The organism is Gilvimarinus algae (genome assembly GCF_030518215.1).
In the GTDB taxonomy this organism is placed as follows: domain Bacteria; phylum Pseudomonadota; class Gammaproteobacteria; order Pseudomonadales; family Cellvibrionaceae; genus Gilvimarinus; species Gilvimarinus algae.
Genome location: NZ_JAULRT010000027.1, coordinates 69,591 through 84,130, shown reverse-complemented (window position 1 = coordinate 84,130; position 14,540 = coordinate 69,591). Strand labels below are relative to the sequence as shown.

The window sequence follows — 14,540 nt, the reverse complement described above, 5'->3', positions numbered from 1 at the left end:
AGCTTTTACCGGCTCGGGCAGTTTGATGTAAGAGACGTTACCAATGGCAGCGTCTCATACTGGAGCCTAAAAGTGTAACCCATGTATATGGACACATGTGTTACCTATGTATGCGGACTATACAGGGTGTCCTCTTTTGAGCACTTTTCTGGACAAGCAGAAAAGCGCTTCGCCCGCCCGGCGATTGAGGGCTAAATTAACGTCGCGCCCACCAACCCCAAAATCCCAATCTGCGCCAACAACGCAATCCCAAAGAAGTAACTACGCGGGCTTGGGTTCTTCTCCGTCGCTATGGCGTAGTACAGCACCATATGAACAATGCGCGCGAGTGCATACACCACCACAAAAATCCCGAGCCAGCGCGGGTGAGCGCCGGCAAACATGCCGAGAAATACACTGCCGAGAAACAGCGGCATATTCTCCAGAGAGTTCATAAAGGTGCGGTGGGCGCGAAAGACAAACGAATCGTGGGACAGCGAATCGCTGATCTTTCCGGGCACCGCGCCGGGTTGTTTGGCTTTGCTGGTGGCGGCGACCAGTGCCTGCACGAACAGGGTAACCAGTGCGATAAAGGTGCCGATAAACGTGATGGAATAGTCGTAGTTCACAGGGTGACTCCTTAGCAGGCTATAGAAAATTTTTGTATTGTCGCTGCGGCGTTGAAAGCCCGCCCCGAACACGGTTCTCAACGGTCTTTTACCCACAGTAGCAGGCGATTGTTGGCGGGCATGGGGTAATCGTCTTGTAAGCGTAGCTGGTGCCGCGCCGCCAGGGTTTGTAAATCTTCAATATTCCGGATGCCGCTTAGTGGGTCGCGCTCGCGCAGCATTTGGTCAAAGGCCGCGTTGCTCTCGCTGGTGTATTGGCCGTTGAGATTAAACGGGCCGTAGAGCGCGAAGAGGCCGCCGTGGGGCAAGTGCTCGTCCACTTGCGCAAACAGGGTTTCAACCAAAGGCCAGCTGACAATGTGTGCGGTGTTGGCCGAAAACACGGCGTCGAACTCGCCCGGCCACTGGGGTGCCGACAAATCCAACACCACCGGGCGCAGGAGGTTCGCCTGCGGTGCGCTGTCGATCCAGCCGTTGATGCCTGAGTGATTACCTTGGAGATCGCTGGTTTGCCAAATCAGGTGGGGCAAGTGCTCGGCAAAGTGCACGGCGTGTTGACCTGTGCCCGAGCCGATTTCCAGCACCCGGGTGCGGCTGGAAAACGCGCTTTTCAGCGCATCAAGAATTGGCGCTTTGTTGTTTTCACAGGCCTGGGAAAAAGGTAGCGACATAGATCGTAGAGACATAGAAGGTGGCGACATAGAGCGTCAACAAAAAGAGGTGATTGGCGAGTGAGCCCGCCGAGCGGGCTCACTTGAGGGGGCTGTCAAAAGCTATTCAGTACTTAACGCTGCAGCCGTAGGCCTGGGTGGAGGCCTCCTCGACGGGCTTACCGGCCATGGCGGCATCCAGGGCAGCGGCGACGTAGTTTTTGGACTCGGGTATCACATCGGGGTTGGCCGATGAGTTATCGTCAATGGCGCCGGCGTAGACCACCTCGCCCTCGGGGTTGATGATAAACATGTGCGGTGTGGTTTTCGCACCGTAGGCGCGGCCCATGTCGCCGTCCGGGTCCAGCAGGAAGGGAGCGCTGGCGTTGAGGTTGTGAATTTTCGCCTGGTTTTGCGCTTCCACTGGCTGCAGGTAGCCCTGCTTGCCCTCGGCGGAGGAAATCACAGTGAGCCACTTAACGTCTTTGCCGGTGTAGGTTTCCTGCAGCGATTGCATATTGCCGCTGCCGTAATGCTTGCGCACATAGGGGCAATCTTTGTTAAACCATTCCAGCACCAGCCAGTCGCCTTTGTAGTCAGCCAGTGAATGCATCTTGCCTTTGGCGTCCACTTCGGAAAACTCAGGTGCCGCTTCGCCGGGGGTGGCTACAGCAAACGCCAGAGCCGGGAGAGAAAGCACACTGGCCAGTAAACCTTGTTTGAGGATGTTCATCACTGATCTCCTGATGGGGGTTGGAATAATTCGGTCATCATGCGCTCTTGCAACAACTGGGGCAAGAGCTTAGGGGTGTCGGTGCCCGGCGCGTACCAGGCGTAGACCGGCACGGAGTTGCGGCCCAGCTCGGCAAGCGCCTCGGTGATGGCCGGGTCGTGACGGGTCCAGTCCGCACGTATAGCCAATACGTTGTGTTTGGCGAAGAGTTCACTGGTGTGGGCAGTATCGAGCACCAGCTTTTTGTTGACCTGGCAGGTAATGCACCAGGCGGCGGTGTAGTCGATAAACACCGGGCGCCGCTCGGCGAGCGCGCGCTCGATGCGCGCGCGATCGTACCCTTGCCAGAGGCTTTGCCCGGCGGTGGCCGAGTTTGCGTCGCCCGCGGCGGGCAGGTAGGCAAAGGCGGCAATCAGCCCGGCCGCAGCCGCGCCAGTACCGATAAAGCGCCAGGCGCGCCCGCTCTGGCCGCCGAGCCAGAGGCAAAAGGTCAGCCACAGGGCCAGGGCGCAGGCGATCAGCCAGCCGCTATCGCCCAGCAGCCTGCCCAGGACCCAGGCCAGCCAGATCACCGTGGCGTAAAGCGGGAAGGCAAAAAACTGGCGCAGCCGGTCCATCCAGGGGCCGGGCCTGGGCAGCCTGCTCAGCAGTGCCGGCGAGAGGGTCAGCAGCAAAAAGGGCGCCGCCAGGCCGGCGCCGAGACCGAGGAAAATCGCCATGGCCGAGGCTGCGGGCAATATGGCTGCCGCACCCAGTGCGGCGCCCATAAAGGGGCCGGTGCAGGGCGCGGCGACAAACACGGCGAGCACGCCTGTGACAAAAGAGCCGCCCGAGGCGTTGCCCGCCAGGCTCATCAGCTTGTGGCCGAATTCAAACACGCCGCTGAACGCCAGCGCCATCAGCCAGAACAATACGATCAGTGCCAGTACCACCGCTGGCGATTGCAGCTGAAAGCCCCAGCCGATGGCCGCGCCGCCGGCGCGCAGTGCCAGCAGCAAGGCGCCCAGGGCGGCAAATGTCACCAGCACGCCACTGCTGTAGAGCAGGCCCTCGCGTGTGCGGGCCCCGCCGCTGGCGCCGCTGTTGATCAGCCCGAACAGCTTGATGGAGAGCACGGGAAAGACGCAGGGCATGAGGTTGAGAATCAAGCCGCCAGCGAAGGCGGCGAGCAGCAGTAGCCACAGTGCTTGCGCCTGCCCCTGTTGGGGCGCCTGGCTGCCCAGCGCCACGGCGGGTAACTCCCAGGCGCTGCCGCCCTGGGCGATGACAAAGCCGGTGGTGGCGGGCAGAGCGGCGCCGGGTTGGCGCTCGAAACGGTAGCGGTAGCCGCCCTCGGCGGGCTCGATGTCAGGTTTACCGGCGCCGAGCAGGGCGCCATCGAGCGGGAACACTTGCGGCGCATCGCCCTCGCCCTGCAGGTGCAGCCAGAGGGCGTTGTTGCTGCCGGTGAGTAAACTCGCCGCCTGCCAGGGGCTGGCCTCGGCGCTGCGCGGTACTCGCGCGGCAAAGGTGTTGAGTCGCTCGCGCTCACTTTCTTGCCAGCGCGCCTCGGGCTCAACCGGCAGGTTCAGGTTCATCTTTCCAAAGCCTGGAATGCAATCGACTTTGCACACCAGCCATTCGAGATCCACCGTCAGCTCTACCGATTCAGCCCCCGCCTCGGGCGCGAGGTTAAACAGGTAGGCGACATTGCCTTCGTAGCCGAGGTTGGTCAGGTGCTCAATGGGCAGGCGCTGGGGATAGGGCCACTGGATGGGGCCCGCCTCGGCGCCCTGCACTGCCATATCAAAGCGCGGGGCGGCACCCGAATCGCCGGCGTTGCGCCAGTAGACATGCCACTCGGGGTCTACCTCAAAGTAAAACCCCAGTGGCTGTGATTCTTTCGCTGCCAGCGCTTCGGGCGCCAGCCAGCGCACGGTGACATGGTCGCCGCTGGCGGTGGCTTGGGCCAGAGCCTGGCCGGTGCACAGCAGCAGCGCCAGGGCCAGCGTCCATTGTTTCAGCATAAATAAACCCGCTCGCCGGAATGTGATTGTCATGATGCCACAGGCTGGCGATCAATCTGATCATCGGGTGCCGACTTTTCAAAGTGTGTTGTCATAAAACGATAATAACCGTTTCTGATAATACGCTGCCCCTGATATTCATTTATTGAAGTTGTCGCCGCTATGATCCGCCGATGTTTTCTGGCCGCCCTGTTGTGGATGTGTTCATTACCGCTCCTTGCCCAGGAGGTGTCTTCAAGCTCCGGGCCCAATGGTGTTGCCTCGTACGTTGAGCTCGACCGGGAGGCGTTTTTAATGGCGCTCTATGTGCCGGGTATGGCCAGCACGGCTCAGGCCGCGCTGTCTGCAGCGGGCTCGCGTGCACTGGTTCTCAAGTTTACCGCCGATCGCATGACCGCAGGCAAGCTCTCGCGTTTGTTTTTGCAAAGCATCGCGATCAACGCCAACCCGCAAGTGCAACGCGCCAGCGCCGACTCGCTCGCGGTGTTTTTTAACGCGTTTAAAGGCAGCCTGCGCCCGGGCGATGTGCTGACGCTCAGCGAAAAAACCAACGCCAGCGGCGTGCGCGTTTATCTCAATGGCCAGACCCTGGCGAACATTGAAGATCCGCAATTTTTTAATTTGCTTTTGCTCGCCTGGGTGGGCGCCGTGCCGCCGAGCACCGAATTTAAAGCGGCGCTGCTGGGGCAGTACGAGCCAGAGGATCTGGCCCGCTTTGAACAAATCGCCCCGAGCGCCGAGCGCGAGGCCGCCATTGCCGCGTGGGTTGCGCCCGACACGCAGAAAGAGATAGCGAATACTGCTGACTCAGAGGTCGCGTCGGCGTCGCAGAGCGCTTCGGTTACCGTGGCTGAGCCAGAGCCAGAGCCAGAGCCTGAGCCCGAGCCGCAAACGCCAGCCGCTGAGCCGGTTGAATCAACGCCCGCCTCTGTCGCTGCCGCCGAACCCGAACAAGTCGCGCCAGTGGCCGAGCAACGTAGCAGCCAGGCTCCGGCGCCCGAGCTGGTTGCGCCCGAGCCGCTGGCCACCGAACCTAAGTCGCTGGCCCTCGCGCCAGCGGTGGTCGCCGCGCGCGTTGAAGAAGAGGAGGACCTGCCGGATTTTTCCGCCGCGTCGCTGGAGGTTTTGCAGGATTACACCGCTTTACTGGTCAAGCTCACCCATGAGCACATCCACTACCCGCGCCGCGCCATGAAACTGCGCCAGACTGGCAGTGTGCGCATGGCGGTGGTGATCGACGCGGCCGGCGAGTTGCTGGAAATGCGCCCGTTGCTGGAGTCGGAGTACAAACAGCTGAACGACGCCGTCGAGCGCGCCGTTGAAGAGGCCGCGCCCTACCCGCCGCTGCCGGCCGCGCTTTCGGCCGAGCACTTTGAATTTGTCTTTCCGATTACCTTTATGCTGGAGAGCTAAAGACGCTTGTGAGCTATACTCGCGGTACGTTGAGGATAGCCTATGCAAGACCAAACGACACTGGCGTTTATTCTGCTGCAACTGTTGGCGCTGTTGCTGGTGGTGACCTGTGTGCTGGGGTTGGTCGCCTGGCGCTTTCGCAAACGCTACCGCCGGCTGATGCGCGCCTATGTGCGTTTGAAAAAACGCCGCAGCAACGGCGGTGTTTCCGCCACACCCACGCAGTCCACCGCGCCCGAATCTGACCCCGCCCCCGGTATAGACTGGGCCGCCCTGCAGCAAGACGCGCTGGATCGCTATCGCAAAAGTACGGGCAAGACTCTGGGCGACTTTAACGGCAAAGACCCTTTCAGTGCGCGCATTGCCTCCATTCGCTATCTCTACCTCAAGGCCGAAGCCGAGGCCGAACACGCCGATACCCCGCATCGCCAATGGCAGCTGCTGGAAAAGGCGCTGGCAGGGCTGGTCACCACCCTTTTGCAGAACATGCGGCCGGTGAAAGCCCAGGAGCAGGACACCGGCGCGTTGATGAAGCAGCGAATTCACGCGCTGCAACATGTGGAGCAAGACAACGTCCTGCTGCGGGCTAAAAACGAAAACTACGGCGCGGAGCTTAAAAAACTGCGTACCTTTCAACAGAAATACCGCACCCTTCTGACTCAACTGGATGCCCCCAGAATTGTTGAAAGCCGTGAGGCTATTGAGCGCTCGGGCCTCAACAAGCTCTCGGCCATTCACGACTCGCACGAGCAGGTGGTGCAGCGCATGCACAGGCACGTAAAAGGCGAGCCTCACGAGGCGTTTTACCAAGACAAAAAGCCACTCATGGGGCATTTGCAGGAGCTGCACGATGGCGTTGAGGAGTATCGCGAAAAACTCGGGCAGTACCGCCGCCAGCTGAAAGCGCCTGAGGATCAGGACACGCGTTTATCCATGATCCGCACCCTGCGCGATAACAATCAGGCGCAGCGCAATACCATTGTCGATTTGCGCCGCGAGCTCAAGTGCCTGCAGCGGGCCATGGTGGATGAACAGCGCGACCCGGGCGCGGGCGATACCGTAAAACTTGAGCGCATGGTCAGCGAGTGCGAGGCCTGCATCGCCACACTGGAGAGCGAGGTGCAGTATTTGCACGACCAGCTCGAGAGCCGCACCGATGACCAGCCAGATGGCGACGGAGAAAGTCCTGACTCTCTTAGCGCAACCTTGCTTGGCTTTGCCCTGGCGGTGATTGAAAAACACAGTTTTAACGAGGTGCTGGCGCTGGTCAGAGACACCTTGGTACAACTCAATATCCAGTTTGCCCTACGCCAGTGTCATGGCGACAAATCGGCCGTTATCAACACCACCGGACGGGCCGATGCAGTCGTAAAGCAGCAGCTTCACCGCCTTGCCTCGGGAGAGTGGCGCCAGGAGGCGGACACCGGGCTCGAGTATTCGAGTGTTTGCCTACAGGTGTTTGTACCGAAAGACGCGTTTTTTGGTCTCGACGCGGACACACTCATCCGTTTGCTGGATGTGATACACGGCCTGGTGCATTTACAGTTGGATCACCTAGCCGATATTGAGAGGCTGGAGGGGCATCACCACCAGGTGGTGCAAATGGCCGAGCGGGTGCGCGCCGGGGTGACCAATATTGATATCCAGTACGCCTACAACACCGAGGAAACCAAGCGCGTAGTGGACAACCTGATTATCGAGATGCGTCAACTGGTTACCGTACTGGATATAGACGAGGACATGCGCGTGGTCTTCGAGGCCGCCATTACCGAAGCCCAGCAGCGGTTTGCCTTATTGTATGGCGCGGGTAGTGCGGTGGACCGGGAGATCAGCGCCCTGTCGCAGACGCTGGACGAGCTGGAAAAATAAGTCGCCGCGCTGTATTGGGCAGCGCGGCGATTTCTATCAGAAGAGTACGCGGCAGCGAATGGTGCCTTCGATATTGCGCAGCTGTTCCAGTGCGGTCTCGCTGTAGGGTGAGTGCACATCCAATACCACGTAGCCCACCTTGTCGTTGGTTTGCAGGTACTGGGACGAGATGTTGATGTTGTTGTCGGAAAACACCCGGTTGATGGCCGAGAGCACGCCGGGGACATTGGCGTGTACGTGCAGCAGACGATGGGCATCCGGGTGCTCGGGCAGCGCCACCTCGGGAAAGTTGACCGAGGTAATGGTGGTGCCGTTATCGGAGTAGCGCACCAGCTTTTCGGCGACTTCCACGCCGATGTTTTCCTGGGCTTCCTGAGTGGAGCCGCCGATATGCGGCGTGAGGATGACATTGTCGAGACCGCGCAGCGGGCTGACAAACTCGTCGTCGTTGCCCTTGGGTTCCACCGGGAAGACATCGATGGCGGCGCCGGCGATGTGTTTGTTTTTGATTGCTGCGGCCAGGGCGTCAATGTCCACCACCGTGCCGCGCGAGGCGTTGATCAGGTAGGCGCCTTTTTTCATCAGGCCCAGTTCGCGCTCGCCAATCATATTCTTGGTGGCGCCGGTCTCGGGCACGTGCAGGCTGACGATGTCCGAGCTCTGCAGCAGCTCATCCAGCGAGCGCACCTGCGAGGCGTTACCCAGCGGCAGCTTGGCGACGACGTCGTAGAATTTCACCTTCATGCCCATCGACTCGGCCAGCACGCTGGTTTGGCTGCCGATGGAGCCGTAGCCGATCAGGCCCAGGGTCTTGCCGCGAATCTCGTAGGAGCCGGCGGCGGATTTCAGCCAGCCGCCTCTGTGGCAGACAATGTTTTTCTCGGGGATGCCGCGCATCATCAAGATGGCCTCGGCCACCACCAGCTCGGCCACCGAGCGGGTATTGGAGTAAGGGGCATTAAACACCGCCACACCGTGCTCCTGAGCCGCCTGCAGATCTACCTGGTTGGTGCCAATGCAAAAGCAGCCGGCGGCGATCAACTTGGGCGCGTTTTCAAACACGCGGCGGGTCAGTTGAGTGCGCGAGCGCAGGCCGACGAAGTGCGCGTCCTGAATTTTCTCGATCAGCTCGTCTTCGGCCAGCGCCGTTTTCAGGTACTCGATGTTTTCGTAGCCGGAGGCGTGCAGGGTTTCAATGGCGCTTTGGTGCACGCCCTCTAACAGCAGGAACTTGATCTTGCTTTTGTCCAGTGACTTCTTGGCCATAGTCGGTCAGACCTCAGCGAGCGGGAGTGAATTGGGGGTGGAGCCTGAGTGCACACGATCTGAAGCAGTGCGCCGGCAAAGGTTCGCGGGAACCGATTCGCCGAGCAGGCCCTGGAAAAGGGCGCGATGATAGCACAAATGGGCGCTGGCGTAGAACGGTTAAGACCCTAACGCGAGGGGCGGTTAAGCGGTTTATGCGGCCGGCTCAACGGCCACCACCTCGATGCGGTGGCCCGTCTCGTCGCGTTGGTAGTGCCAAGCGACGTCCACGTCAAACAGGGTCATGGCGTAGCGCCGCTCCGGGTCGGGTGTCTGGTACTGCGGGCGCGGGTCCTGAGCCAGCAGTTGCTCGATCAATGGCCGCAGTGGCTGGCCGAGGCGGGCGCTTTCTCGCTCGCACTGGGCGCTGGCTTTGTCGCCAAAGGTCACGGCCAGCCGCGGGGGCGGCTCGGGCGCAATCTGGTTGCTGGCGTTGGCCACGGCATCGGCGTAGGGCACATAGGGTTTGATATCCAGCACCGGGGTGCCGTCGAGCAGGTCGTGGCCGCTGATGTGCAGGCGGGTGCCGCCCTGGGTTTGCTCGATACGATCGAGTTTCACCACCGACAGCCCAAGGCGGTTGGGCCGGTTGGGCGAGCGGGTGGCGAAGACACCGAGGCTGCGGTTGCCGCCGAGACGTGGCGGCCGGACCCGGGGGCGAAATTCGCCCGGCGCAAACCGGTGGAAGACAAACTCCACCCACAGATGGGAGCACTGCTCGAGCCCGGTAAAGGCATCCGGGTGGTCGTAGGGGGGAAGCAATTCGATCACCGCCTGCGCCGCCGGTGCCAGCCCGCTCTGGCGGGGTATACCGAACTTGTCGGTAAAGCAGGAGCGGACAATGGCTATGGCGTTTAGGGTGTACTGCATGGTGTCACTCTGTAGAAGCACAAACCACCAGTTTACAGAGAGATTTGCCGGGTTGCCTGCAGTGTGTCGCGGGCGAGGTCGCGCTGCTGATTGGCACTCTCGGCCAGGCGGGCAATGGAGGCATCCGTGTGCTCTACCGTGGCCAGTACCTTGGCCAAGGATTCGCGGCTGTGATGGGCGCGCTGGCACTCCTCGGCGGACAGGCCGGCGATGCCGGCAATTACCGACTCCATGCTCTGGACCGTGTGCTGAATGTTTTGCAGTGAGCTCTGGGCTGCGCTGGAAAAAGCCACGCACTGGGCCGCGCTCTCCTGTTCGGTGACCAGGCCCGAGGCGGTGGAGCTGACGGTCTGGCGCAGCCGGTCAATCAGCTGCTGGATTTCGCCGGTGGCGTCGTGAGTATTGGCAGACAGGCGGCGCACCTCATCGGCCACTACGGCGAAACCGCGGCCGTGCTCGCCGGCGCGGGCGGCCTCGATGGCGGCGTTGAGCGCCAGCAGGTTGGTTTGCTCGGCCACCCCTTTGATGGTATCGACCACTGCGACTATGTCGTCAGCCGCGCTAGTGAGCGCTTGCATACTTTCGCCCGAGTGAGTGATCTGGCCCTGCAGGCGGCTGACCTGATCCACCACATCGCCCATCTGGTGCTTGCCGGTGCGTGCCACCTGACTGGCATCGCGCATCTGCTCGGCGGTGGTTTCCAGCTGGCGGCGCATGTCCTCCAGCGCGGTTTCAAAGCGGGTGATGGCGTCGTCCACCTGCGTCATTTCCCGGCGCTGCTGCTGAGCATCGGCCCGGCAGCTGGCGCTGGTGGCGGCGTTTTGCTCGGCGGTGCTGGCCGAGTGCTCCGTGGCCTCGATAACGCTGGCCAGGGTTTCGCGCAAGACCCCAAAAAGCTTGTTGAGGCTGCGGCTGATATCGCCCACCTCGTCGCTGCGGCTGGCATTGAAATGGGTGGCGAGGTTGCGCGTTTGCGCGGCGGTTTGAATCTCGCCGGCCAGGCGCACCATTGGGCCGGCCAGGTAGCGGGAAAAGAAAAAGGCGGCGACGGCGGCCAGGGCGATTAACACAAACGTGGCCACCGCGATGCTGGTGGCGACTTTGCCGCGCAGCTGATTGAGCGCGGCAAAGACTTCGTCCGGGGCCTGTTGCACCACCAGAGCGTAGGTGGCGCCGCCGATGTTCACAGGCTCCCAGGCGGTGTAGACGTCCCGGCCGAGATAGTCGGTGGCCATATCGGCGCCGGAGCCACCGTTAAGGGCGGCCCTCACCGGTTGGGTGTCCGGGCGCAGCCAGCCGGCCGCGTTTTCCTTGCGGCGAATCTCTCGGGTTTCGCTTTGGTAGCCCGCCGCCTCCAGCTGCTGGTAAAAGGCTGTGGGGTTTTCACTGCGTGCGCGCAGATCGGTTACCAGCACGCCTTGCGGTGAGGTGAGATAAACGTCCCCGGTGTCCCCCAGCCCCATCTCTCGCCACTGGCCGCCGCCGGAGAGAATACGGGTAAAGCGGCTCGCCGGAATCTGCGCCACGAGATAGCCTACCGGGCGGTCGGGGCTGTGGGCGCTGTGGTACACACCGATGCCGATAAACAGGGACAGCTCCCCGTAGGAGAACTCGGCAGGCTCGAAGGCCGAGAGGGCAAAGCGGTCGGGGTTTTTCTCCAGCGCCTCGGCGAGGCGGGCCAACTGCGAGGACTTAAACGGACCCCGGGTTAGGGAGGTGCCGAGCTGCGGGCCCTTGCTGGCCGAGTAGATGACGCGCTTGCGCGGGTGATCGATCAGCATCAGGTCGCTAAAGCCAAAGCGCTGGACAATGTCGTTGAAACTTGTGTGATACTTGCGGTGTTGCTGGCCGTAAATGGTCGCGTCTGAACGGTCGCTCATAGACGCCAATGTGTCCGGCCAGCCGGGGTTGGTCTGCAGGTAAAAGTGCTGAATCAGCTGGGCCTCATAGCTCATTTGTTCCAGCCACTGAGTGACCGACGGGCGGTCACCTGCGCTTTTGCGGGTGTAAACGGGGGCAAAGTTGTTTTGGTACCAGCCGGTGAGTTCTGCGCTCAGGGCGTCTTTATCGGTAATACCCACTTCGTAGCGGTAGGAGTCAAAGGGGCGGACAAACCCGTAGAGCGCCTCTTGGGTCATCCGGCCCTGGGCGAGCGAAGCGAGTAAATCCTGATAGCCGTTGAGTGTCGAGCGGATCGCCGCCTCGCGTGCGGTGGCGGTGGCGTGGAACTGGCTCTTGAGGGTGTGTTCAATCGCGCCGGAGCTGTCGCGCAGTGCCAGCGCACCCGTGGTACCCGATGAACCGACAACGGCCACAGCGGTCAGTGCAATGGCGCCTAGCATCAAGCGAGTGGATATTTTCACAGCAGGCCTCCGTTCAGTGAGGCCACAAAACTAAGTGGCTTGTGTGACGGATTTGTTACCGCCAGGCGAAACTTTTATGTGGTTTTTGGCGACTCGCCAAAAACCCGGCAGTGCGGTTTCTTGAGTGTTTCTGCGCGCGTTTTATGTCAAAAAATCAGAGGCTTTTTGAGGTGTGGATGACGATAATCAGACTGTTGTTCGGTGCCCTTTTGCTGGCGGCCCCGCTCGCGGCGTGGGCGGGGGTCAATGAAACCATCGACTACCACTACTACGAGATCGAAGACCCGGCGTTGACCGAGCTGAGCCTGGCCGAGAGTCTGGATAAGGCCTCACCGGTTGAGCATGAATCGCGCACCTTGCACGGCTTTAACCGCTGGTCGATTCGCTGGCAGGTGTGGACGCAGCCAACCGACAGCGGCTGCGCTATTAAGGACGTCAAAGTGGATCTTGATTCGCTGATGCAGCTGCCTGAACTGGTCAGTGAAAGCGCCGAGGTGCAGCAGGCGTTTAACGATTATGTCGAGGTGCTGCAGCGCCATCTTATCGGCCACTATGTGGTGGCCATTCAGGCAGCGAATAAAATCGATATTCGGCTGCTGAAACTCGAGCCGATGGAAAGCTGTGAAGCCCTCACCCGCCACGCCGATGAGATCGCCGAGGCCATCGTCGCTGAGCACCGGGAAAAAGAAGCCGCCTTCGACAAAATGACTGACTACGGCGCCGAGCAAGGGGTGAGCTTACCCAGAGAGTAAGGCTCACCCACCGCTCATCGGCGCTTATAGCGGGCGAGGCTCGCCCGCTAGTTACTTGTCCTGATAGTAGTGGTTCAGCACCGACCAGGCTTCTTTTTTCACGCCTTTGTCCGATACCAGACCTTTGCGGTTCCAGAAATCCTGAATGTCTGCCAGGGGCCGGCGCGGCGAGCGGAAGTCTTTGAGTATCCAGGGCGTCATGCCACGCACAAAGCTCATCTTGTCGATCATGCTGAGGTTGTGGCGGTAGACATCGGCCTGATAGTCCTCGCTCCAGCGGGTGTCTTTGTCGGCGTGGTAGCCGGCCAGAGCACCGGCGCCAAACTCACTGATGATGACCGGCTTGTTGTAGTCGGAATGCCACTTAAGCTTGGCGCACTCGGCAGGCTTCTGGGCGTACCAGCCGCAATAGGTGTTGATGCCGATCACGTCGACCATGGCCGAAAGCGGGTCGTCGATGTGTTTGCCCTCGGCCGTTTCGCTGGAGGTGTCGAGCGCGGCGGTGATCAGCCGGGTGCTGTCCATGGCGCGGGCTTTGTCGGCGAGCTTGCCGATAAATTGCAGACGAGCTTCAGACTTTGGCGTTTCATTGGCCATGGACCAGAGGATGACTGAGGCGCGATTTTTGTCGCGGCTGATCATCTCGGTCAGTTGCTGCTCGGCTTTGGCGTAGACGTCCGCGCGTTCAAACAGGACGGTCCAGTACACCGGAATTTCTGACCAGACCAGCAGCCCCATTTCGTCGGCCATGCGGACCATATGTTCGTTGTGCGGGTAATGGGCCAGACGCACAAAGTTAACGCCGAGCTCTTTGGCCATGCTGAGCAGTTGGCGGGCGTCTGCCTGGCTCCAGGCGCGCCCGTCGTGCAGCGCCGACTCTTCGTGAATGCTGATGCCTTTTAAGTAAATGGGCTCGCCATTGAGCAGAATGTCCTCGCCGCGGGTGGCGATGGTGCGAAAGCCTATGCGGTCTTTGATGACCTGGCCTTTGTGCTCCAGCTCAAGGCTGTAGAGCTTGGGGTTGTCCGGGCTCCAGAGCTCCGGGGTAGCCTTAAACGAAAAGGGCGTCTGCTGGCCGGAGGCCTCAAGGCGCGTTTCAAGCGCCAGCTCGGGGATGCGCACGCTGACCTTAGCTGCGCCCTCGTTAAGCGCCACCCAGCCACTGATGCCAGTACCGCTTGGGTCGAGATGAAGGTTGTAATCGCGAATGTGCTGCTTGGGCAGCGCCAGGAGCTTGACCGAGCGGGTAATGCCGCCGTAGTTCCACCAGTCGGTATTGACCGTGGGCACCTGATCGCGGGCGCGGGCGTTGTCGACTTTGACCACCACAAAGTTGGTCCCGTCTTTTAGCTGCTCGGTGACATCGAACTCAAAGGGGGTAAAACCGCCCTCGTGGCTGCCGACTTTCTCGCCGTTCACATAGACAATGGCGTGGTAATTGACCGCGCCAAAACGCAACCGGTACTCGGTGTTGCGGTCTTTGTTCAGGGCAAAATCGCGCTGGTACCAGACCGTGCCCTCGTAGAAAAAGAGCTCATCGGCCTGGCTGTTCCAGTCACCGGGCACATCCAGGGTGTCGGCGGTGGCAAAGTTGTACTCTATCAGGTCACTTTTGTTCTGCATCTTGGCGTTTTTAAAGTAACCGTGGGTGTGTTCCTGATAGCGGTGGTTGTAGTAGCCGTTTTCGTAGGGGTCGACGATATAGTGCCACTGCCCGTCCAGGCTGAGGCCGTCACGGGCCGAGGGGTTTTGCGTCAGCGGGCTGGCCTGGGTGCACCACGCCAGCAACAGCGCCAGTGCGGGCAGAAACCTCAGAGAATGCAGGGGTCTAATCATGATCTTGTCCTTCGCCTTTATTATGGGATTTATCGCATCAATTGTAGGGAGTGGGCGTCTGTTGCAGCAATCGGGCTAGTGTAAGCAAGTGCAAACCGCCGTGAAGTGGTATTCTTTGGTGCATGTTTTATGTAT

At 60.7% G+C, this 14,540-nt stretch carries 11 protein-coding genes; 3 read left to right on the top strand and 8 right to left on the bottom strand.

Annotation, left to right across the window (positions count from 1 at the left end; translation table 11 throughout):
* Positions 1 to 191: 191 nt before the first annotated feature.
* The 4 genes from QWI16_RS00710 to QWI16_RS00695 all read right to left on the bottom strand — a co-directional run bounded on the left by QWI16_RS00710 (position 192) and on the right by QWI16_RS00695 (position 3,997).
* Positions 192 to 608: an MAPEG family protein gene (locus QWI16_RS00710; protein ID WP_302710793.1), complete on the bottom strand. Its 417-nt coding sequence runs from the start codon at positions 606 to 608 to the stop codon at positions 192 to 194.
* A 77-nt stretch (positions 609 to 685) separates the two neighbouring features.
* Positions 686 to 1,294 carry a DUF938 domain-containing protein gene (locus QWI16_RS00705; protein ID WP_302710792.1) on the bottom strand — a complete coding sequence of 203 codons (609 nt, stop codon included), beginning with the start codon at positions 1,292 to 1,294 and terminating at the stop codon, positions 686 to 688.
* A 91-nt stretch (positions 1,295 to 1,385) separates the two neighbouring features.
* Positions 1,386 to 1,991, bottom strand: coding sequence for a redoxin domain-containing protein (locus tag QWI16_RS00700; protein WP_302710791.1), 606 nt, complete (start codon positions 1,989 to 1,991; stop codon positions 1,386 to 1,388).
* A complete protein-coding gene (locus QWI16_RS00695; protein WP_302710790.1) occupies positions 1,991 to 3,997 on the bottom strand; it encodes a protein-disulfide reductase DsbD family protein in 2,007 nt (668 codons plus the stop codon). The genes QWI16_RS00700 and QWI16_RS00695 overlap by 1 nt, the downstream gene beginning before the upstream one ends.
* Positions 3,998 to 4,159: 162 nt before the next feature.
* On the opposite strand from QWI16_RS00695, the gene QWI16_RS00690 reads away from it, so the two are divergent.
* Both QWI16_RS00690 and QWI16_RS00685 read left to right on the top strand, forming a co-directional pair.
* Positions 4,160 to 5,410 carry a TonB family protein gene (locus tag QWI16_RS00690; RefSeq protein WP_302710789.1) on the top strand — a complete coding sequence of 417 codons (1,251 nt, stop codon included), beginning with the start codon at positions 4,160 to 4,162 and terminating at the stop codon, positions 5,408 to 5,410.
* A 42-nt stretch (positions 5,411 to 5,452) separates the two neighbouring features.
* The gene (locus tag QWI16_RS00685) at positions 5,453 to 7,279 is read left to right on the top strand and encodes a hypothetical protein (RefSeq protein WP_302710788.1); all 1,827 of its coding nucleotides are present in this window, start codon (positions 5,453 to 5,455) and stop codon (positions 7,277 to 7,279) included.
* Between the two features lie 36 nt (positions 7,280 to 7,315).
* On the opposite strand, the gene serA is transcribed toward QWI16_RS00685, so the two are convergent.
* The 3 genes from serA to QWI16_RS00670 form a co-directional block, all read right to left on the bottom strand.
* Positions 7,316 to 8,545 (bottom strand): phosphoglycerate dehydrogenase, encoded by a 1,230-nt coding sequence (serA, locus tag QWI16_RS00680; protein ID WP_302710787.1) that lies wholly within the window; start codon positions 8,543 to 8,545, stop codon positions 7,316 to 7,318.
* Between the two features lie 192 nt (positions 8,546 to 8,737).
* The gene (gene tsaA, locus QWI16_RS00675) at positions 8,738 to 9,454 is read right to left on the bottom strand and encodes a tRNA (N6-threonylcarbamoyladenosine(37)-N6)-methyltransferase TrmO (RefSeq protein WP_302710786.1); all 717 of its coding nucleotides are present in this window, start codon (positions 9,452 to 9,454) and stop codon (positions 8,738 to 8,740) included.
* Positions 9,455 to 9,486: 32 nt separating this feature from the next.
* The gene (locus QWI16_RS00670; RefSeq protein WP_302710785.1) at positions 9,487 to 11,817 is read right to left on the bottom strand and encodes a methyl-accepting chemotaxis protein; all 2,331 of its coding nucleotides are present in this window, start codon (positions 11,815 to 11,817) and stop codon (positions 9,487 to 9,489) included.
* Between the two features lie 176 nt (positions 11,818 to 11,993).
* Between QWI16_RS00670 and QWI16_RS00665 the strand changes: the two genes are divergently transcribed.
* Positions 11,994 to 12,569: a DUF922 domain-containing protein gene (locus QWI16_RS00665; RefSeq protein ID WP_302710784.1), complete on the top strand. Its 576-nt coding sequence runs from the start codon at positions 11,994 to 11,996 to the stop codon at positions 12,567 to 12,569.
* Between the two features lie 51 nt (positions 12,570 to 12,620).
* Here the strand turns inward: QWI16_RS00665 and QWI16_RS00660 are convergent, their stop codons facing one another.
* Positions 12,621 to 14,405: a glycoside hydrolase family 2 protein gene (locus QWI16_RS00660; protein WP_302710783.1), complete on the bottom strand. Its 1,785-nt coding sequence runs from the start codon at positions 14,403 to 14,405 to the stop codon at positions 12,621 to 12,623.
* Between the last annotated feature and the right edge of the window lie 135 nt (positions 14,406 to 14,540).